The organism is Kribbella sp. NPDC058245 (assembly GCF_042882005.1).
GTDB lineage: Bacteria > Actinomycetota > Actinomycetes > Propionibacteriales > Kribbellaceae > Kribbella.
This window is the reverse complement of the sequence record NZ_JBHVWY010000009.1, coordinates 207312-227399: the sequence shown is the minus strand read 5'-3', so window position 1 is coordinate 227399 and position 20088 is coordinate 207312. Positions and strand designations below refer to the sequence as shown.

Here is a 20088-nt window from a genome sequence, read left to right as displayed (position 1 = left end):
GGTCGGGGCGGCGGATGGGGATGATGTGCCAGCCGACTTTGGCCAGGTCGGTACGGCGGGATTCGTCGCGGACCTGCTGGTGATCGGTGGAGTGCCAGGCGTCGCTGTCGTACTCGAGGCCTAGCCGGCGGCCGTCGATGGGGCGGTCGGGGTAGCCGAGGTCGAGGCGGTACCGGTGGGGGGTGCGACGAGGCTGAGCGCTTCAGCCCGCAGTTCGGGGGAGTCGGGGACACGGGGGTCGATGTACACCCCACGGATTAGCTGACGGACGTCTCCGCGCCCGAGCAACCAGGGGAGCTTCCGGCACCTGGTGTGCCTGGAAGGGGATCCCCGAGAAGTAGTACGGCAACATCCCAGCAGGATGGCTCAGATGAGCCGGGCCTGCTGGGAGTTATCCACAGGTCAGCTGAACTCGGTGAGGGCGTTCTGGGCCTGGGTGAGCCACTCGCGGCGGGCCTCGATGGACTCGCGGGCCTCGTTGGCCTTGCGGGTGTTGCCTTGGGCCTCGTGCTTGGCGGCTTGCTTCTCGAGGTCGGCGATCAGGGACTGGAGCTGCTTGACGGTGGCTTCGGCGCGGGCGCGGGCCTCCGGGTTGCTCTTGTTCCAGACCTCGTCCTCGGCGGACTTCACGGCCTGCTCGACGGCGCGCAGACGGCCGTCGATGGCGCGCATGGAGTCGCGCGGTACCTTGCCGATCGCGTCCCAGCGGTCGAGCAGGTCGCGGAGCTGGTCGCGGGCGGTCTTGGCGTCCTTGACCGGGAGGATCGCCTCGATCTCGACCAGGAGGGCCTCCTTGGCGGCCTGGTTCTGGACCTGCTCGGCGTTCTCCTCGGCCTGGATGGCGTCGCGGGCGCCGAAGAAGGTGTCCTGGGCGGCGCGGAAGCGGGCCCAGAGCTTGTCGTCGACCTCGCGCGGGGCGGGGCCGGCAGCCTTCCACTGGCGCATGAGCTCGCGGAAGCGGCCGGAGGTGGGGCCCCAGTCGGTGTTCGAGGAGAGTGTCTCGGCCTCGGCGGCGAGGCGCTCCTTGACGGTCGCGGCCTCCTCACGCTTGGACGAGAGCTCGGCGAAGTGCTGCTTGCGGTGCCGTGTGTACGTCGTCCGCGCGGACGAGAAGCGGTGCCACAGCTCGTCGTCGCTGGCCTTGTCGAGGCGCGGCAGCGCCTTCCACTCGTCGAGCAGCTCGCGCAGCCGGGTGACGCCGTGCCGCCAGTCGGTACCCGCGGCGATGGTCTCGGCCTCGGTGGCGATCTTGGTCTTGGCCGACCGCGCCTCCTCGACCTTCGCGGCGCGCTCGGCCTTGCGCTTCTCACGCTGTACGGCGAGGAGCGGGGTGAGTGCTTCGAGGCGGGCCTTGAGTCCATCCAGATCACCGACCGCCTGGGCGTCCTCGAGCGAGCTGTTGACCTTCTTCACCGCCGCCCGGGCGTCGTCCGGGGACACCGTGCCCGCCTGGACGCGCTGCTCCAGCAGCTCCACCTCGAACGCCAAGGCGTCGTACCGGCGGGTGTAGAAGGCGAGCGCCTCCTCCGGCTTCGCGTCCGGCCACTGGCCGACCGCCCGTTCACCGTCCTTCGTCCGTACGAAGACCGTTCCGTCCTCGGCTACCCGGCCCCAGCTCTCTCCGGCCACAACTCGCCCCTTCCGGCGGTATGTACTGCGCTCGTGCCCATTCTGGTCGGCCCCTGGTTCAAGCCCGCGAACAGGGTCCGGATGGGCGCGTCGGGCCTGGATCCCAACGCTTATCCCTGAACAATCACAAACTCCCAGCTCGCGCGCAACGGTGTTGCCTAACAATCCGGTTCGAAGTCGGCATCCGGGCACCGGTAACCTTGGGTGGTCCAGCAGTGATTCAGTAGTGGTTCCAGGAAGGTCTGTCGTGCTCATCGCCGGGTTCCCCGCAGGATCGTGGGGTACGAACTGCTACGTCGTCGCCACCGGCCAGGGCGCGGAGTGCATCGTGATCGACCCGGGCCAGGACGCCACCGCCGGAGTCGAGCAGGTCGTCCGGGAGAACAAGCTGAAGCCGGTCGCCGTGCTGCTGACGCACGGCCACATCGACCACATGTTCTCCGTGCTGCCGGTCTGCGGCACGTATGACGCGACCGCCTGGATCCACCCGGACGACCGGCACCTGCTGGCCGACCCGATGGCGGGCATCAGCAAGGAGTCGGCGGCGATGCTGCTCGGCGGCAAGCACGAGTTCGCCGAGCCCGACGATGTGGCGGAGCTCAAGGACGGCCAGAGCCTTGAGGTGGCCGGCCTCAACTTCACCGTCGATCACACGCCGGGTCACACGAAGGGCTCGGTCACTTTCACGACGCCGTACCTGGGCCCCGAGGACGTGCCCGCGGTGCTCTTCTCCGGTGACGTGTTGTTCGCCGGGTCGATCGGCCGGACGGATCTGCCTGGCGGCGACCATCCGGCGATGCTGCATACGTTGGCCACCAAGATCCTGCCGATGAGCGACGAGATCGTCGTCCTGCCGGGTCATGGCGGCCAGACCACGATCGGCCGGGAAAAGGCGACCAACCCCTACTTGCAGGACCTGGAGATTCCGAAATTATGAGCAAGGCCAAATCGTGAGCAAACTCAGCCCTCTTAGTGGGTTCCCCGAATTCCTTCCGGCCGACCGGATCGTCGAGCTGGAGTTCCTCGACACCATCCGGGAGACGTTCGAGCTGCACGGCTTCGCGTCGATCGAGACCCGCGCGGTCGAGCCCGTCGAGCGCCTGTCCAACCAGGGCGAGGACGCCGACAAGGAGATCTACGGTGTACGGCGGCTCGCGGCCGGCGAAGGTGAGGACGCGTCGCTCGGTCTGCACTTCGACCTGACCGTCCCGTTCGCGCGCTACGTGCTGGAGCACGGCGGCAAGCTGGCTTTCCCGTTCCGCCGCTACCAGATCCAGAAGGTCTGGCGGGGTGAGCGTCCGCAGGAGGGCCGGTACCGCGAGTTCACCCAGGCCGACATCGACATCGTCGACGGTGGTGAGCTGCCGAACCACTACGAGGTCGAGCTGCCGCTGGTGATCGCGGACGCGCTGCGCAAGCTGCCGGTGCCCGAGTTCGTGATCAAGGTGAACAACCGCAAGATCCCGGAGGGCTTCTACCGCGGTCTCGGCCTGGACGACGTCACCACCGTGCTCCGGATCGTCGACAAGATCGACAAGATCGGCCCGGAGAAGGTGGTCGAGCGGCTGATCGAGTCCGGCGCGACCGACAAGCAGGCGCGGCTGGCGGTTCAGCTGGCCGACATCTCGAGCACTGACACGTCGTTCGTCGAGCAGGTCCGCGCGCTGGGTGTCGAGCACCCGACGCTGGACGAAGGCCTCGAGCAGCTCAGCCAGGTGATGGCGGCCGCGACCGAGCACGCTCCCGGTCTGCTGCTGGCCGACCTGCGGATCGCGCGCGGTCTGGACTACTACACCGGTGCGGTCTACGAGATCTACCTCGTCGGCCAGGAGTCCTTCGGCTCGGTCGGTGGCGGCGGCCGGTACGACGCTCTCGCCTCCGACGGCAAGACGACGTACCCGGGTGTGGGCATCTCCATCGGCGTCTCCCGCCTGGTGCACCGGCTGATCAGCCAGGGGTTGCTCAAGGGCAGCCGCAGTACGCCGACCGCCGTACTGGTCGCGTTGAACGCCGAAGAGGACCGGGCCGAGGCCATGCGGACCGCAGCGCAGCTGCGCAGCCGGGGGATCCCGGTCGAGGTGGCGCCGGCGGCGGCGAAGTTCGGCAAGCAGATCAAGTTCGCCGATCGGCGCGGGATCCCGTTCGTGCTGTTCAGCACCGAGAACGGTCCCGAGATCAAGGACATCCGCAGTGGCGAGCAGACGCCCGCCGACCCCGCCACGTGGACACCTCCCGCGGCCGACGTACGACCCAGCATCGACACCATCCAGGAGAACTCGTGATCCGTACCCATTCCGCAGGCTCGTTGCGTGCTGAGCACGCCGGCCAGACCGTCACGCTGGCGGGCTGGGTGGCGCGGCGGCGTGATCACGGCGGCGTGGCGTTCATCGACCTGCGCGACTCCAGCGGCACGGTCCAGGTCGTCATCCGCGACGAGGAGGTCGCCGGGCCGCTGCGCTCGGAGTTCTGCCTGAAGATCGTCGGCGAGGTGAGCACGCGGCCGGAGGGCAACGCGAACCCGAACCTGCCGACGGGTGCGATCGAGGTCATCGCGTCCGAGGTCGAGGTGCTGAACTCCGCCGACCCGCTGCCGTTCCCGGTCGAGGAGCACCACGCGACCCCGGTGAACGAGGAGGTCCGGCTCAAGTACCGCTACCTCGACCTGCGTCGTCAGGGCCCGGGTGCGGCACTGCGGCTGCGCAGCCAGGTGAACAAGGCCGCGCGCGACGTACTGGCGAACCACGACTTCGTCGAGATCGAGACGCCGACGCTGACCAAGTCGACGCCGGAAGGTGCGCGCGACTTCCTGGTCCCGGCGCGCCTGCAGCCGGGCTCGTGGTACGCGCTGCCCCAGTCGCCGCAGCTGTTCAAGCAGCTGCTGATGGTGGCCGGGATGGAGCGGTACTACCAGATCGCCCGCTGTTACCGCGACGAGGACTTCCGTGCCGACCGGCAGCCGGAGTTCACCCAGCTCGACATCGAGATGAGCTTCGTCGACCAGGACGACATCATCGCGCTGGCCGAAGAGGTGCTGGCCGCGCTGTGGAAGCTGATCGGGTACGACGTTCAGACCCCGATCCCGCGGATGACGTACGCCGAGGCGATGGCGCGGTTCGGCAGTGACAAGCCGGACCTGCGGATGGGCCTCGAGCTCGTCGAGTGCACCGAGTACTTCAAGGACACTCCGTTCCGGGTCTTCCAGGCGCCGTACGTCGGTGCTGTCGTGATGCCAGGTGGTGCGGACCAGCCGCGCAAGCAGTTGGACGCGTGGCAGGAGTGGGCGAAGCAGCGCGGCGCCAAGGGCCTCGCGTATGTCCTCGTGGGTCAGGACGGCGAGCTCGGCGGTCCGGTCGCGAAGAACCTGTCCGAACAAGAGCGCGCGGGGCTGGCCGACCACGTCGGTGCGAAGCCGGGCGACTGCATCTTCTTCGCCGCCGGTCCGGTCAAGTCGTCGCGGGCGCTGCTCGGCGCGGCCCGGCTGGAGATCGGCCGCCGCGGTGGCCTGATCGACGAGTCGGCCTGGTCGTTCCTGTGGGTCATCGACGCGCCGCTGTTCGAGCCGGCCGACGAGGCGACCGCCGCAGGTGACGTCGCGGTGGGTTCGGGTGCGTGGACGGCCGTCCACCACGCCTTCACCTCCCCGAAGCCGGACTCGCTGGACACTTTCGACACCGACCCGGGCAACGCGCTGGCCTACGCCTACGACATCGTCTGCAACGGCAACGAGATCGGTGGTGGGTCGATCCGTATCCACCGCGAGGACGTGCAGAAGCGGGTCTTCAAGGTGATGGGCCTGACCGACGAGGAGGCGACCGAGAAGTTCGGCTTCCTGCTCGACGCGTTCAAGTTCGGCGCGCCGCCGCACGGCGGCATCGCGTTCGGCTGGGACCGGATCACCGCGCTGCTGGCCGGCACGGAGTCGATCCGCGACGTGATCGCGTTCCCGAAGTCCGGCGGTGGGTTCGACCCGCTGACCGCGGCCCCGGCGCCGATCACCCCGGCGCAGCGCAAGGAAGCCGGTGTGGACTTCAAGCCCGAGGCCAAGAAGGCCTGACGCCGTTGCGTACTTGAGCAACCGGCGGACGGCGGTGCAAAGGTGGCGGTGCGGTGACCTGACGGTCGCCGTACCCGCCCCTTCTCCCGCCCAGGAGCTGCCATGCTCAAGCGCGTTCTCGCGTCCGTCGTCGCGGTTGCCGCCGGAAGTTTCGCGATCACCGTTCCGGCGTACGCCGCGGCCTTCCAGACCACCGCGACCAATCTGAACATCCGGGCCGACGCCTATCTGTCAGCGTCGGTCGTCAAGGTGCTGGCCGGCCCGACCTCGGTCGAGGTCGACTGCCAGAAGTCCGGTGACTCGGTGACCGTCGGGTCCCGGACCACGACCTGGTGGGCCCATCTGCCGGCCCACGGCGGCTACGCCACCGTCGCGTACATCGACACCACGGGCACGAAGCTTCCCGGCGTACCGGATTGCCCGCAGGATCCGCCGCAGACCGGCGACATCACGCTGGCCGACGTCCAGGCCATGTTCGGTTCGCGGATCGCGAATCCGAGCATCGTGCAGCAGGGGCTGCCGTCGCTGAACCAGGCGATGCGGGACGCGCAGATCAACACGGTTTACCGCAAGGCCGCCTTCCTCGCGACGCTGGTGCACGAGTCGCGGCTGGAGTACAACATCCGCGAGATCGGCGACACCCGCGTGTACGGCGGTCGCGGCTACATCCAGCTGACCGGTGACTTCAACTACCGTCCCGCCGGTCAGTGGCTCGGCGTCGACCTGATCAACAACCCCGAGCTCGCGCGCGACATCCGCTACAGCGCGCAGATCGCCCGCTGGTACTGGACGGTTGCGCGCAACATCAACCCGTACGCCGACCAACTCAAGATGGGCCGTGTGAACGCAGCGATCGGCTACCCGGCCGGCGCCGAGGACCAGCGGCGCTGCGACTCGTTCCGCGCAGCCATCGCCTACCTCTCCGGCGCTCCGGCACCCGCCGTCAACTGCAGCCGCACAGCCAAGACCATGGGCGATACCTCGAAGCTCACCCGCGCCCAGTTCGACGCGCTGGCCAAGGTTCCCGGCGCCCCCGGCACCGTGGGCTGATGCACCAGGGTCGAAAGGGTTGAGAAGCGGCGGGATCTGGTGGAAAGTAACCACTGCGTGTGGTTCGCAGGAAATATTTCACCAGATCCCGCTCTTCCCTCCGCCCCAGGAGCTCCCCCATGGTCCTTCGCCGTTTCACCACCCTTCTCGCCGGTCTCGGCATCGTGGCGGCCGGTCTGGTCACCGCGACCCCCGCGCACGCGGCGGTCTTCTCGACGTACGGCAGTGGGGTGAACGTCCGCGCCGACGCCTACCTGTCCGCGGCCGTCGTCACGACGCTGCCCGGGCCGACGTCGATCGACGTCGACTGCCAGAAGCACGGTGACCGCGTCACCACCTCCGAGGGCACCAGCGAATGGTGGGCGCATGTGCCCGCGCTCGGTGGGTATGTGACAGTCGTGTACATCTCGGTCCCGGAGGACAAGCTGCCCGGCGTCGCCGAGTGCGGTGGCGATCCGGAACCGCCGGTCGGCGACATCACGTACGCCGACCTGACGGCGATGTTCCCCGGCCGGGTGGGCGTCCAGTCAACCGTCGAGACCGGCCTGCCGTCGCTGAACCAGGCGATGCGCGACGCGAACATCAACACGCCGTACCGCAGGGCCGCCTTCCTGACGACGCTCGCCCACGAGTCTCGCCTGGAGTACAACATCCACCAGGGCGGCGACACGAGCACCTACGCCGGCCGCGGGTACATCCAGCTCACCGGCTCGGCGAACTACGGCTCGGCCGGCAACTACTTCGGCATCAACCTGCTCGGCTCGCCCGACCTGGCACTCTCGCTGCAGTGGAGTGCCCCGATCGCCCGCTGGTACTGGACGGTGGCCCGCAACATCAACCCGTACGCCGACCAGCTCAAGATGGGCCGTGTCAACGCGGCAATCGGCTACCCGGCCGGTGCTGAGGACGGCCGTCGCTGTGCCTCGTTCAGTGCAGCCATCGCCTACCTCACCGGCCAGCCGGCACCCGCCGTCAACTGCAGCCGCACAGCCAAGACCATGGGCGACACCTCCAAGCTCACCCGCGCCCAGTTCGAAGCAGCAGTCAACGAAGGCACAAACGGCCTCGGCTGACCCACTCGACCACCCTGCGACCCGGCCGGACCCCCCGAGGGCCCGGCCGGTTCGTGTTACGCGTCGCCGGTCTTGGACCAGACCTGCTTCCCGCTCTTGTCGAATGCCCGCAGATCCAGCTTCAACCCATACTTGGTGATCGGAGTCCCCGGCAGCTCACCCTTGAGGTAGCCCAGGTTGTGGATCACCTTGATCGAATACCAAGGTGACGCCCCGGCGACGCCCCGGATCCGAAGTTGCACGCGGTCGACGTTGTCCGCGGCGCGGAACCGGTAGTCCGCCAGAGAGGTGATCTCGGGACCGGGACCGGCGTCGCTCCGGCTCCAGGTTCCGGCGACCGGTTCCTTCTCGTGGTACGGGCTGGCCGTGGGGCCCCACCAGATCATCAGGTCGCCCAGGCAGTGGAAGGTCAGGCCGCTGTCGCGGGTGTCGAGCGACTGCAACAGGCTCTTCCCGTTCGCCGGCATTCCCGGGTCCTTGACCCAGCGCGCGGACTGGATCTTTGCGGTGTCCGCGTCCTCCGGCTTGAACAAGTCCATCGTGTGCCCGTAGGCGTCCTCCACAGGTGTCAGACACTTGCGGGCTGCGGCGCGTGCATCGGATTCACTGGCCGCGCCGAGGTCGTTGGACACGACCTTGGAGGCGTTTGCGGGAACCTCGACAATCTTGGCCGGGGCCGGCGTACTGGCTGGTTCCGGCTCCACCGTCCCGCCGCCACCACGGCTGAGCGCGACCACGCCGGTGGCGATGACGGCGACGCCGCAGGCCGCGGCTGCGACGGGGACCCAGCGCGGCGGGCGCGGGCGGAAGGCCTTGTAGGCGCCGCGGACCGCGTTGCGGCGCAGGGTTTCGGCGTACTCGGGGTCGAGCTGCTCGACCGGCGGGGGAGAGGTGAGGTTCATCGGTGGTCCTCCAGCAAGGCGGGCAGACGGCGGCGTGCTCGGGACAGGCGGGCCTTCACGGTGCCTTCGGCGACCCCCAGGACCGCCGCGGCGTCGGCGAGCGTCAGCTGTGCCCAATAGACCAGCTCGACGGTCTCGCGCTCGTGGGCCGGAAGGGCAGACAGAGCTGCCCGAACGGCCTGGATGTGTTTCTCAGAGTCCACTCGGGCGGCGACCGCCTCGGAGTGATCTGGGTGGTGGAGTGGCGCCGGCTGCCGGAGCAGGAACTGCGCCAACCGGCGTCTGGACCGGACGCTGTTCCGGAGCTCGTTGCGGGCGATTGTCAGCAGCCATGGCTTCGCACTGCCGTGCTTCAGCGGGCCGGGGTCCGAGTGGCTGAACTGCTTCCAGGCGGTCACAAACGTCGCCTGTACGGCGTCATCGGCGTACGCGTAGGAGCCGGTGTGCCGGACCGCATACGCGTGGACGGCGGCGGCGTACCGGCTGAACAGTTCGCCGAGCGCCTCCGGTTCCTGGCGGCGCAGGGCGTCCCACAGGTCGTCGTCCCGGACCTCAGGCGGAGGGCGGTCGACCTGCCGCGAAATCGTCGTCATACCCATCAGGGTCCACACCCTGTGATGTGGTTGCCACTGAGTTAGATCGGACGGGCACGCACCCAGCTGGTGTCCGGCGTGAGGTACTCGTCCAGCCGCAGACCCGCTTCGACGAGCTGACCGGCCAGTTGCTCTTCGGTGAGGTTCTGCGTCAGCACGCGCTGCGACCAGCTCCGGCCGCCGATCGTGTGCGTCACCGTGGCCGCCACCTGGTTGCCCGGCAGATGCTCCACATCGGAGATCTCCATCCGGCCGCGCTCACTCTCCAGTACGACGGGCTTCGCCAACTGGCTCGGCAACTGCTGCTGAAGCACCACCGAGCCACCGGGCCGCACGTGGTGAGCGCAGGTCTGGAGGAGGCGCAGCCGCTCAGCGTCGTCGGCGACATTGATCAGGTAGGACATCATCAGTACGACGTCGAACTCGCGATCCAGCCGGAGTTCACCAATGGTCGCCTGGATCGTCTCGGTCTCAGGAACCCGGGCGATCATCTCCGCCGACTCGTCCACCGCGACGACCTGGTGACCGCGGGCCAGCAGTGGCCGCGTGATCCGGCCGGTGCCGCAGCCCAGCTCGAGAATGCTGCTCTTCGGCTCGATCGCCGCATCGATCAGCTCGTCCTCACCGTGCGCGATGCCCAGCTCGTACATCTCGATGGCGCTCCCGTCCGGGGTCCGCGCGCCCGGTCCGCTCCCACCTTGTCCGACTCTCATGCTTCCAGTCTTTCAGCCACTCGAAGTGTTTCGGGCAGCACCGAAAGTTCAGTTGCAGCGGAAGTGGAGGATGCCGGGGACGGTCTGCCAGACCGGGCGGTCGCCGACGGGCTCGAGCATCCGGGTGATGGGGAGGCCTGCGGCCGTGAAGGTGTTGAGGTAGGTGGAGAGCATCCGGTGGTAGGTGACGCGGGGAAGAATCGCCAACCTGGTCGGGCTGGTGAAGGGGCCTTCGTCGAAGTAGCGGCCGACGATGCGCCGGGTGGAACCGTCGACGTAGTCGATCAGTTCGCCGTCGGCCGGAGTTTTGTAGCAGGGATGGATGATGGAGGCGACGAACCAGCCGCCGGGCTTGAGGATTCGGGCGATCGAACGCACCGTGGGCTCGAGTTCCGGGATGTCCATCAGCGCCATGTAGCAGACCGCTCCGTCGAACGAGGCGTCGAGATCCCGGCTCAGGTCCTGGGCATCGTCATGGCGATACTCGATGCCGCGCGGCGTCTCCTGCTCGAGCCGAATCCCGTGCGCCAGCAGGGTTTCCGACGCGTCGAGCCCGACCACCTGCGCGCCGAGATCGGCGAGCCGACGCGCGTCCCGACCCTGCCCACAGGCAACCGCCGCCACCCGCTGGCCGCGGACATCGCCGACCAACTCGTCGAACGTCGGGTCGTTCAGCCCGGCCCCGTCGGGGTCGACGCCTTCGTGGTAGACGTCGGCCAGTTCTTCGTAAGCACTTGTGAGGTTGGGCATGCCAGGTGAACGGAGGTCCGAGTGCCAGGGTTCCGGCGTTCTGCCGAGAGCCGACAAACGCCGCGTCCGCCCGTACGACGTTGTGCGCGGTTCGACCATCTCGGCGGGCATCTCGTGGGTTAACCCATTGGCTGGTGGGTTATGGACCCGCATGCGGGTGGGGAACCCACAATCTCGTGGGTTAACCCATCCGGTTGTGGGTTGGCTAGCCGCGGGCAGCTGGCCCACCCACCATGCGATGGGCTGACCACCGCGAGGTGGGCGCCCCGGCCTCGTGGCCGTGCGACACGGCGCTTGACCCCCTCGGTTTGTATCAATACAGTTGGTACAAACCGAGGGGTGGGAGAAGCGCGATGTATGTGATCTTGGGGGCCATGGTCGTCACGATGGCGGTGCTGTGGCTGGGCCGGGGAAGGGCTGCGGCCTCTGAGGTACGGCGGATTGCCGCGGGGGCCGAGTTGCCGGGCGGCGAGGAGTTGGTGGGCTGGGCGACGGAGTGGTTCCGGCGGCGGCAGTCGATCTTGGTGCTCGCACTGCTGGTCGGGACTGCGGTAGCTGCAGTGGTGCTGTTCGCGGCTGATGCGGTGGCCGGTGGGGACCTGGGACTGGGGCCGGCGTTCGGGCGTGACTCGTTCGAGTTCACGGTGGACATCCGGTTGCTGGCTTGGTTCCTCGCGATCACGACGGCTGGTGGTGCGGTCGCGACGCTGCTGCACGGGTACCGGGCGGTGCGCCTGGCCCGGGTCGACGGGCTGCGGGCGGCCGCGTTGCGGCAGCGCAAGCTTTCCGATTATCTGAACCCGATCGAGATCGGCGTCTCCTCTGTCATTGTCGCGGTGCCGGTGGTCTGCATCGGGCTCGGTGTGATGGTGCTCCGCGGTGCGGACCGTCCGGCGCGAGGCTGGGTGCTGATCGCCAGCGGTGTGACCGCGGTGCTGCTGTGGAGCGGCGGGTTGGTGCTGCAGCGGCTCGCGTTGGGGGTCAGTCAGACGTCCGGGGATCCGGATCAACTGCTGTGGCAGGAGGCCTTGCGTGCAACAACTCTGCGAGACATCGGGGCGGCGATGATGACGGTGAGCTGGCTGTTGGGCGCGGCGGTGCCGGCGTCGTTCGGCTGGGCAGCGGAGACGACGGAGTCGTTCGTGCTGGTGGGGTACGGGATGATGCCGGTGTCGATAGGGCTGACCATGCTGGCGAGTCTGGTGGCCCTCAGTCCGTGGGGGTTGCGGCGAGTACGGCGGGTGGTCGGATGATCATCTCGGTCGATCCGGCGGCCGCGAAACCGCCGTACGAGCAAGTGAAAGACCAGATCGACGGGCTGATCCGGCGCGGAGAACTCGCGCAAGGGACTCGGCTGCCGACCGTGCGGCAGTTGGCTGGGGACCTGGGGCTTGCGGTGAACACCGTCGCCCGGGCGTACAAGGAGCTCGAAGCGGATCGGATGATCGAGACGCGCGGTCGGAACGGGACCTTCGTGCTGGCGTCGCGCAGTCGGGCCGACGACGAGGAGACGCGCGCGGCGGCGACGGTGCTGGCGCGAGCGGCACGCCGGGCCGGGGTCAGTTTGCCGGAGGCGACCGAGATCCTGCGCCAGGCCTGGTAGCGGGCCGATCTCCCGGAAACGATTCCAAATACCCACCGCAACGTTGTAACGAGCCCTGTACACGCTCTCACCCCCTTGCTACTGTCCGGCCAGATTTGACATCGATGTCAGCGACAGGGGAGTGGTCACGATGGTCTCGAGGCGAACGTTCCTGGCGGGCAGTGGTGCGGTGACGGCAGGTGGGATCGGACTGGTCCCGGGCCTGGCGGCCGCCGCAAACGCCGACACATCGACGTCCGGCAGCCCCGCCCGGCTGCTGCCGGCCTTCAACCGCCCGAAGCACCTGCACTACGGCGATGCGAGCAAGCTCAGCGGTCAGGATCAGACCCTGCTGACAACGTTGCAAGGCATCGTCAACCGTACGGAGCCGGAGCTGTACTTCCTCTACGACACAGGCACCCAGAGCACGCCGGACGCCAAGTGGCTGACCGACATGCACCTGCCGACGACGCTCTACCAGAACCCGCTCGACCTGGTCGCCAAGTACCGGCATCGGGTCCGCGGTGCGATCGTCTACGACCCCGCCGTACCGGATTCCCTCAACGTCGCCACCACCCTGGCCGGCTTGGAGGACTGCGTCGTCGCGGACGCGGGGCAGGCGAAGGCGCACGGCCTCAAGACCGTGAAGGATCTGCGCGGGAAGTTCGACGACGACCGGGTGAAGACCTACCGGTGGCAGCTCGACAACCTGTTCCCGCGGGTCACCCACAAGCTGCTCGCCGGCCTTCCGCCGACCCGCGTCGTCGCGGTCGAGAACGTGCAGTGGCAGGAGATCGCCCGCGAGACCCGCCAGATCCGGGACTCGTCCAACCGCGGCAACTACGACCTCGATGTCTCGGCCAAGCTCGGCAAGGGCAAGGTGTACGTCCGCTGGCAGGACTCGTTCAGTGACGACGGCTGGGGCCCCTCGGTCTCCGAGGTCTGGGTGAAGGCGAACGGCGTTGAGATCGCGCACTTCAAGCCGGCCACCCCGGAGGAGGCGCAGTACCTGTTCGACGGCGCCAACTCGAGCATCGGCGGTGAGGCCAACCGCTTCAGCGACGGTGGTGGCTACTACATCTACGCCTTCGACCCACCAGCCGGTACGACGTCCCTCGTGGTGACCGTGACGATGTGGAACCAGTACCTGGTCTCGATCACCGACACCGCGCCCACGCGGATCGAACCGTTCGCGTACTTCCGTGACTACGTGGTGGCCACCAAAGCCCTGGTGAGCTGGCTACCCCCTGGTGGCGAGACCGGTGCACTCCTGTCCGAGCACTTCGCCAAGTGGCCGACACTGGCGCCGTACATGGGCTGGTTCGCGAACGACGTCTCCGGTGAGTGGGACGGCGTCGACCTCGCATCGAAGGGCGGGTCGCCGGTCATCGCGGCCGACTTCTACATGAACGGGACGGTGCACGCCGGCTTCACCGCACCGATCTCGGAGAAGGTCCGGCCGGTACGGCGGATCACCAAGCCGAAGAACAAGGTCTATCTGACGCTGACCTTCGGCGAGGGCGACAACATCCAGTACTGCCAGCGCCACATGCGCGACCTGTGGGACGACCCGAAGCGTGGCGAGGCTCCGGCGAACTGGACGATCAGTCCGATGCTGCTGGAGACCGGTCCGAACCTGCTCAGCCATTTCCAGCGCACGGCGACGGCCAACGACCTCCTGGTCTGTGGACCGTCCGGTGCGGGCTACACCTACCCGGGCTCGTGGGTGCCGAGCGAGTTCACCCAGTTCCTCAAGCTGACCGGCTCGCAACTGCGCCGTACCGGCATGGATCAGGTGTACTCGTACAGCAGCCGTGAGGACGACAAGTGGGTCGTGCTCTCGGAGGAGATCGCCAGCGGGTTCGCGAAGTACACACCACTCAAGGGCATCATGCAGACCTGGGACGGCGACCTGCTGGCGGTCCGCCGGGGCGGTCTGCCGATTGCCGGCCAGTGGGGCGCACCAGGCAAGGCGGGGGAGTACAAGACCGCTCTGGACGCCCAGGTGGCCAAGTGGGACGGCACGAAGCCACTGTTCATCTCTGGCGGCATCAACGCCTGGAACTGGACACCGTCCGACATAGCCGAGCTGGCCGGCCTCCTGGACGACAAGTACGAGCTGGTGCTGGCCAACGCGTTCTTCGACCTCATGGGCCGCGTACTGCCCTAAACCCAGGATGGCGGGCGCAGGTGCGCCCGCCATCCCCAGTCAGCGGAAGAGCTTGTAGGCGTTGCGGAGTGCGTTGGCTGCGACCTCTCGGCCCAGCGTGACGCCGACAGTGTCTGCTGTGCGGGTGTGGATGCCCGACCAGACCCGTGCGTCGACGTTCTCCTGTGTCAGCTGGTGCCAGCTGTTGTAGGTGCGAGTGACACCCGGAGCGGTCGGACTGCCAATGGTGTAAGGCTTTGCGGTCCGCGCTCCGACCAGAGTGGTCAGCACCTGCTCGGCCGCGCCGGAGTAGGTGTTGTGGCCGCTCGGGTAGTCCGGATGCGCCGGAGTGTCGTGGAGTGGCGTCCATGTCGAGTCGACTGTCGCGCGCAACGCAGTGACCGGACGCCACCGCTGGTGGGTGTACTTCGTGTCCGAGGTAGCGATCTGTGTGTCCACCGAGGCGACGTGGAACAGTGCGACCAGCTTCGCCCGCTCTGCCAACGGACGGTCCGCAGCTTCTGCGACTGCGACCCGAAGCGGCGCTGTATAGAGCACGTACGACGAGCCGTACCAGAACTGAGCCGTGTCCGTTTGGGCCCGCGTGCGGGTCGTGCTGTTGAGGACTCCGTCAGTGCGGACCTCGGCCAGATCGCGGTTGTACCGCGGACTGCCCAGAGCCGGCGGTGGGCCGGGGCGGAACTGGTCGGCAGCCTTGAGCAGGAACGGCTTCGCCAGCCGGTTCCCGTACTGCGCCCCCGGGCTGTATGTCGGCGGCGTCGGCTGCCAGACGCCCGGGGCGGTGGAAGGTGGTGTGAACGGTGCGTTGACCGACGCCGGATCCAGTCCGTCGTTGGTGCGCGAGACCAGTACAGCCTTGGCCTGCTGGCGACCGGCCGTCGTACCGGCGGTCTCGTCGGCGCCATCAGGGATCCGGCCGAGTGTGGTGGCGAGAGCCTCGTCGAGCTGTGCCTTGCGAGCCGGCACGAGCGTCACCAAGGTTTCGTGCACCGCCGTGGCCAGTGCAGCCTCCTTGTACGGCGTTGCTCCAGCCGGCGACCGGGTGAGCGCACGACTGGCGGCGAGCCAGCCGATCGCCCAGGTCCGGTTGTTCGTCACCTGTGTCGGTGCGCCGGCCGCAGCGATCGTGGCAGTAGTGATGTCGTACCACTCCAGCGCGACGTCGACCGTCTGCCGGGTAGTGGTGGTGCCCGCCGCCGGTCCGGCGAGCACTGTCGATGTAATCAAAGCGGGAACGGCCGCCAGGACAAGCGCTGTGCGTAGGGTCGTCACCTCTGGATCGTGACAGCTGAACCGCGTCTCCAAAGTGCCATATCACTACTTGGAAGCTAGACATTCAGCTTGACGGATTCACCAGTGGTGGGCGACATCCACGACCAAGCGAGTGTTCGTGCCCGGACCGGCCACCGTGGTGACGCGGAACGGGAGCCGGGCGCGGACGCCGAGACCGAGCGTCGTCTGGCCCTCGAAGCTTCCGGCGTACGCGACCTGCCGGAAGGTGTCGTAGCCGCGGACGTCCGGGGCTTGGAGCGGTTTGCCCGACGGCGCCCGTACGACGATCTGCAGTTTCGCGTCGCCGCGCAGCGGGACGACGAAGCCGGAGCCGTCCTGGGTGACAGCGTTGACGTAGCGAACGTCGTACCCAGGAGCTCGGCCTTGCAGGTCGACGACGAGCCGGTCGAAACAGGCGTGCCGTCCGGTGCGGACACTGACCGCCGGCGACTGGACCATCCGGGCGTTCGCTTCGGGTAGCGATCCCCAGCCGGATGGGCAGGCGGTGGTGGTGGCGGAGACGGTCTGAGGGGCGGGGGACGAGCCGGGAGCAGCCAGTGCGACCGCGGGTAGTGCGGCCAACGCGAGCGCGGCGAGGATCGTCTTCGTGGGGATGTGGTGGATGTTCATGATGGTCCCCCTCTCAGGACTTACTCGTTGGACGCCAGTGGGGTGGGGTTGGTTCACTGCGACAATGACGCCCGACGAGCTGCTTGACGTGTTCCACCGCCGCATCCGGTTGCCGGACGCGGACACGATCCCCGGCTGGAAGGTCGAGCACGACGGGCTGGTGCATCGCTCGTACGTCGAAGGTCCGGAAGGCGCGGGTTTCGTCGAGACACCGCGTGGACTGGGCGACGACCCGGACGCCGTCATCGCCGCCGAGCTGGCGTTCTTCCGCGAGCGTGGTCTTCCGTTCGAGTGGAAGACCTACGCGTACGACGAACCGGCCGACCTTGGTGAGCGGCTGGTCCGGGCGGGGTTCACCCAGGCGGATCCAGAGACGCTGATCCTGGGTGAGGTCGACCGGATCCTGGAGCGGCCGTCCGCACTGCCCTCGAAGGCATTACTACGGGAGGCCGACGGGCAGGACGATTTCCACCGGATCGCCGTACTGATGGACACGCTCTGGAACGACGGGCTGGAGCGGATCGAGGAGCGGCTGTCGGCCGAGGCACGGATGTTCCCGGAGCGCCTCTCCGTCTTCCTGATCGAGGACGCGCTCAAGCGGTCCGACGGTCCGATCGTCTCCGCCGCCTGGATCCGGTTCCACCCCGGCACGGGGTTCGCCAGCCTCTGGGGCGGCGGCACACTCCCCGAGTGGCGGCGGCAGGGCCTCTACAGCACGCTGCTGGTCCACCGGGCCCGGCTGGCCAAGGAGCGCGGCTACGAATTCCTCCGCGCCGACGCCTCCGAGGACTCCCGCCCGATCCTGCAGAAACTGGGCCTGTACGGCGTCACCACCACCACGCCGTACGAGTGGAGCCCCGAGACACGCTGACCTGGTCGGCGGAACGACACGGCCAGGCTGTACGTTGCCGTCATTATGGCTCTGAAAATCACCTCGCGCTTTCGTCGCCTCCTCCAGCGCCCCGGGTCGATCGACCTCAGCCCGTACGAACGGCTCTCGCAGCTGGTTCTCGAGGCGGAGGAGTCCGTCGAGCCGCTGACCGACGAGGAACTGGCGGAGGCCGTCAGCGACCTCCGGACCACCGGTGGGCTGCACGAGGACGAGCAGATCGAGTTCCTGGCGCTGGCCCGGGACGCGGCCCGGCGGACGCTGGGTGAGTCGGCGTTCGACGGCCAGATCGTCGGCGCGCTGGCGATGCTGCAGGGCCGCGTGGTCGAGATGGCGACCGGTGAGGGTAAGACGCTCGCCGGTGCGTTCGCCGCGGCCGGGTACGCGATCGGTGGCCGCCGGGTGCACGTGCTCGCGGTCAACGACTACCTGGCTCGTCGCGACGCCGAGTGGATGGCCCCGATCTACGAGCTGCTCGGGGTGACCGTGTCGCACGTCGGCCAGGCGTCCACGCCCGAGGAGCGGCGGACGGCGTACCAGGCTGAGGTTTGCTACGTACCGGTCAGCGAGGTCGGCTTCGACGTCCTGCGCGACCGCCTCGTCAACGACGTGGCCGAGCGGGTGACCCAGACGCCGGACGTGGCGCTGGTCGACGAGGCCGACTCGGTGCTGATCGACGAGGCCCGGGTGCCGCTGGTGCTGGCCGGGGCGACCCGGACCGAGGAGCTCGACGACGACATCGTCCAGATCGTCCGCACCCTGCGCGCCGGCGTCGACTACGAGATCGACGGTGACGGGCGCACGGTCGCGCTGACCGACGCGGGCACGGACAAGGTCGAGAAGCTGCTCGGCGAGCGCGACGAGGCCGAAGCCGCCGCCGCTGCCGCGCTGGTCCCCGAGGTCGAGGACGAGGCACCCGCCGAAGACACCGACACCGCGGCCGACGCGGACACCGAGACAGAGGACACCGACGCTGAGGACAAGGCCGACGAGGGCAAGGCGGAGGAGACGGTCGAGCCCGAGCGCCCGGCCGTCAACCTGTACGACGACGAGAACCTCGACCGCCTGACCCAGATCAACGTCGCGCTGCACGCCGAGGTGCTGCTGCGCAAGGACGTCGACTACCTGGTCCGCGACGGCAAGGTCAGCCTGATCAACAACAACCGCGGCCGGATCGCCAAGCTGCAGCGCTGGCCCGACGGTCTGCAGGCCGCGGTGGAGGCCAAGGAGGCCGTCCCGGTCAGCGACTCCGGTGAGGTGCTCGACAGCATCACCGTGCAGGCGCTGATCAAGGACTACAAGTCACTGTGCGGCATGACCGGTACGGCGGTTGTGGTCGGCGAGTCGCTGCAGGAGTTCTACGACGTCGAGGTGGCCGTCGTACCGCCGAACAAGCCGAACATCCGCAAGGACGACCAGGACCGGCTGTACCTGACCGTCGAGCAGAAGAACGTCGCCCTGGTCGAGCACATCGCCGAGGTGCACGAGACCGGCCGCCCGATCCTGATCGGCACCCACAGTGTCGAGGAGTCCGAGCAGCTGAGCGACCGGCTCGAGGCCGCCGAGATCCCGCACGTCGTACTGAACGCGAAGAACGACGCCGAGGAGGCGGGCATCATCGCCGAGGCCGGTGTCCCCGGCACGGTGACGGTCTCCACCCAGATGGCCGGTCGCGGTACCGACATCCGCCTCGGTGGCAAGGACGAGACGCACGACAAGGACAAGGCGATCGAGCTCGGCGGCCTGTACGTCGTCGGCACCGGCCTGCACGCGTCCCGCCGGCTCGACGACCAGCTGCGTGGTCGCGCCGGCCGTCAGGGTGACCCGGGCGGTTCGCTGTTCTTCGCGAGCCTCGGCGACGAGCTCGTCATCCGGTACTCCGTTTCGTCCGGTCTGCGCCCGCATCCCGACGAGCACGGCCGGCTCACCGACCGCAAGTCGGTCGGCATCCTGGACCACGCCCAGCGCGTCGCCGACGGTGCCAACGCCGAGCTGCACCGGACGACGTGGCAGTACCACCGGCTCACCGGTCAGCAGCGTTCGATCCTGCTCGACACCCGCGAGAAGGTGCTGACCGAGGACCTGGCCGCGACCGAGCTGTCCGAGCGGGTCAAGGAGCGGTACGACGAACTGGTCGAGGAGCACGGCGAGGACAAGGTGAAGGACGCCGCTCGGCGGATCGCCCTGCACCACCTCGACCGCAAGTGGACCGACCACCTGGCGTACCTGGCCGACCTGCGCGAGGGCATCCACCTGCGCTCGCTGGCCGGCGGCATCGTGCACATGAAGCCGATCGACGAGTTCAACAAGTCGGCGATCGCCTCGTTCGACACGTTGATCGCCGACGCCTGGAAGGAAGCGGCCGAGACCTTCGCCGAGGCCGCCATCACGGATTCCGGCCTCGACGAGGAAGCCTCCGGCGTACCGCGTCCGACCGCGACCTGGACCTACCTGGTCAACGACAACCCCTTCGGTACCGAGGCCGACCGGATCCTCGGCCGGCTCCGCAACGCCATCCGCCCGCAGTCCGGCGCGGAGGCGGAGGAGATCCTGCCCGAGGAGTTCGACGAGGACGAGTTCCCCGAGGAGCTGCGCGACGCCGATGACGCCGACCTCCCCGAAGAACTGCGCGAGGCCGACGACGACGAGGACGACGCGAAGAAGAAGTAGACCCTCGACTTCGATCCAGGGACGACAGCCGTCGGAGCGATGCGAGCCCGGCGGCTGGGCGGATCCTCGGGGGGCTGACGGGTTGTGGCTGGGCGCGTGATGGTCGGGGGA

General features: G+C 68.3%; 17 protein-coding genes. 10 read left to right on the top strand and 7 right to left on the bottom strand.

Annotated features, from left to right (window positions below):
- Positions 1-402: 402 nt before the first annotated feature.
- Positions 403-1629: a DUF349 domain-containing protein gene (locus ACFVWG_RS22435; RefSeq protein WP_391545300.1), complete on the bottom strand. Its 1227-nt coding sequence runs from the start codon at positions 1627-1629 to the stop codon at positions 403-405.
- Positions 1630-1876: 247 nt separating this feature from the next.
- Here ACFVWG_RS22435 and ACFVWG_RS22430 point away from each other — a divergent pair, with 247 nt between their 5' ends.
- The 5 genes from ACFVWG_RS22430 to ACFVWG_RS22410 all read left to right on the top strand — a co-directional run bounded on the left by ACFVWG_RS22430 (position 1877) and on the right by ACFVWG_RS22410 (position 7806).
- The gene (locus tag ACFVWG_RS22430) at positions 1877-2566 is read left to right on the top strand and encodes an MBL fold metallo-hydrolase (protein WP_391545299.1); all 690 of its coding nucleotides are present in this window, start codon (positions 1877-1879) and stop codon (positions 2564-2566) included.
- Between the two features lie 13 nt (positions 2567-2579).
- Positions 2580-3911, top strand: coding sequence for a histidine--tRNA ligase (gene hisS / locus ACFVWG_RS22425; protein ID WP_391545298.1), 1332 nt, complete (start codon positions 2580-2582; stop codon positions 3909-3911).
- Positions 3908-5683 carry an aspartate--tRNA ligase gene (gene aspS / locus ACFVWG_RS22420; protein WP_391545297.1) on the top strand — a complete coding sequence of 592 codons (1776 nt, stop codon included), beginning with the start codon at positions 3908-3910 and terminating at the stop codon, positions 5681-5683. Before hisS ends, aspS begins: the two co-directional genes overlap by 4 nt.
- A 102-nt stretch (positions 5684-5785) precedes the next feature.
- Positions 5786-6733 carry a glycoside hydrolase family 19 protein gene (locus ACFVWG_RS22415; RefSeq protein ID WP_391545296.1) on the top strand — a complete coding sequence of 316 codons (948 nt, stop codon included), beginning with the start codon at positions 5786-5788 and terminating at the stop codon, positions 6731-6733.
- 119 nt (positions 6734-6852) lie between these two features.
- Complete coding sequence (locus tag ACFVWG_RS22410; RefSeq protein WP_391545295.1) at positions 6853-7806, top strand: glycoside hydrolase family 19 protein; 954 nt, start codon at positions 6853-6855, stop codon at positions 7804-7806.
- 56 nt (positions 7807-7862) lie between these two features.
- Here ACFVWG_RS22410 and ACFVWG_RS22405 read toward each other — a convergent pair whose 3' ends face one another.
- The 4 genes from ACFVWG_RS22405 to ACFVWG_RS22390 are packed head-to-tail and all read right to left on the bottom strand — an operon-like array spanning position 7863 to position 10764.
- Complete coding sequence (locus ACFVWG_RS22405) at positions 7863-8708, bottom strand: hypothetical protein (RefSeq protein WP_391545294.1); 846 nt, start codon at positions 8706-8708, stop codon at positions 7863-7865.
- On the bottom strand, positions 8705-9301 hold the full coding sequence (locus ACFVWG_RS22400) for an RNA polymerase sigma factor (RefSeq protein ID WP_391545293.1): 597 nt from the start codon (positions 9299-9301) through the stop codon (positions 8705-8707). The genes ACFVWG_RS22405 and ACFVWG_RS22400 overlap by 4 nt, the downstream gene beginning before the upstream one ends.
- 41 nt (positions 9302-9342) lie before the next feature.
- Positions 9343-10014, bottom strand: a complete 672-nt coding sequence (locus ACFVWG_RS22395) for a class I SAM-dependent methyltransferase (RefSeq protein ID WP_391545292.1) — start codon at positions 10012-10014, stop codon at positions 9343-9345.
- 48 nt (positions 10015-10062) lie between these two features.
- Complete coding sequence (locus ACFVWG_RS22390; protein ID WP_391545291.1) at positions 10063-10764, bottom strand: class I SAM-dependent methyltransferase; 702 nt, start codon at positions 10762-10764, stop codon at positions 10063-10065.
- A gap of 353 nt (positions 10765-11117) precedes the next feature.
- Between ACFVWG_RS22390 and ACFVWG_RS22385 the strand changes: the two genes are divergently transcribed.
- The 3 genes from ACFVWG_RS22385 to ACFVWG_RS22375 all read left to right on the top strand — a co-directional run bounded on the left by ACFVWG_RS22385 (position 11118) and on the right by ACFVWG_RS22375 (position 14516).
- A complete protein-coding gene (locus ACFVWG_RS22385) occupies positions 11118-12017 on the top strand; it encodes a hypothetical protein (RefSeq protein WP_391545290.1) in 900 nt (299 codons plus the stop codon).
- Entirely contained in the window at positions 12014-12367 is a 354-nt protein-coding gene (locus tag ACFVWG_RS22380; RefSeq protein WP_391545289.1) for a GntR family transcriptional regulator, read from the top strand. Before ACFVWG_RS22385 ends, ACFVWG_RS22380 begins: the two co-directional genes overlap by 4 nt.
- A gap of 130 nt (positions 12368-12497) precedes the next feature.
- A complete protein-coding gene (locus tag ACFVWG_RS22375) occupies positions 12498-14516 on the top strand; it encodes a GxGYxYP domain-containing protein (RefSeq protein ID WP_391545288.1) in 2019 nt (672 codons plus the stop codon).
- 39 nt (positions 14517-14555) lie between these two features.
- On the opposite strand, the gene ACFVWG_RS22370 is transcribed toward ACFVWG_RS22375, so the two are convergent.
- Both ACFVWG_RS22370 and ACFVWG_RS22365 read right to left on the bottom strand, forming a co-directional pair.
- A complete protein-coding gene (locus tag ACFVWG_RS22370) occupies positions 14556-15788 on the bottom strand; it encodes a vanadium-dependent haloperoxidase (RefSeq protein ID WP_391545287.1) in 1233 nt (410 codons plus the stop codon).
- 78 nt (positions 15789-15866) lie between these two features.
- On the bottom strand, positions 15867-16418 hold the full coding sequence (locus tag ACFVWG_RS22365; RefSeq protein WP_391545286.1) for a hypothetical protein: 552 nt from the start codon (positions 16416-16418) through the stop codon (positions 15867-15869).
- 64 nt (positions 16419-16482) lie between these two features.
- On the opposite strand from ACFVWG_RS22365, the gene ACFVWG_RS22360 reads away from it, so the two are divergent.
- Together ACFVWG_RS22360 and ACFVWG_RS22355 are read left to right on the top strand one after the other, a co-directional pair.
- Positions 16483-17289: a GNAT family N-acetyltransferase gene (locus tag ACFVWG_RS22360; protein ID WP_391545285.1), complete on the top strand. Its 807-nt coding sequence runs from the start codon at positions 16483-16485 to the stop codon at positions 17287-17289.
- 45 nt (positions 17290-17334) lie between these two features.
- Complete coding sequence (locus ACFVWG_RS22355; RefSeq protein ID WP_391545284.1) at positions 17335-19977, top strand: accessory Sec system translocase SecA2; 2643 nt, start codon at positions 17335-17337, stop codon at positions 19975-19977.
- Positions 19978-20088: the final 111 nt, after the last annotated feature.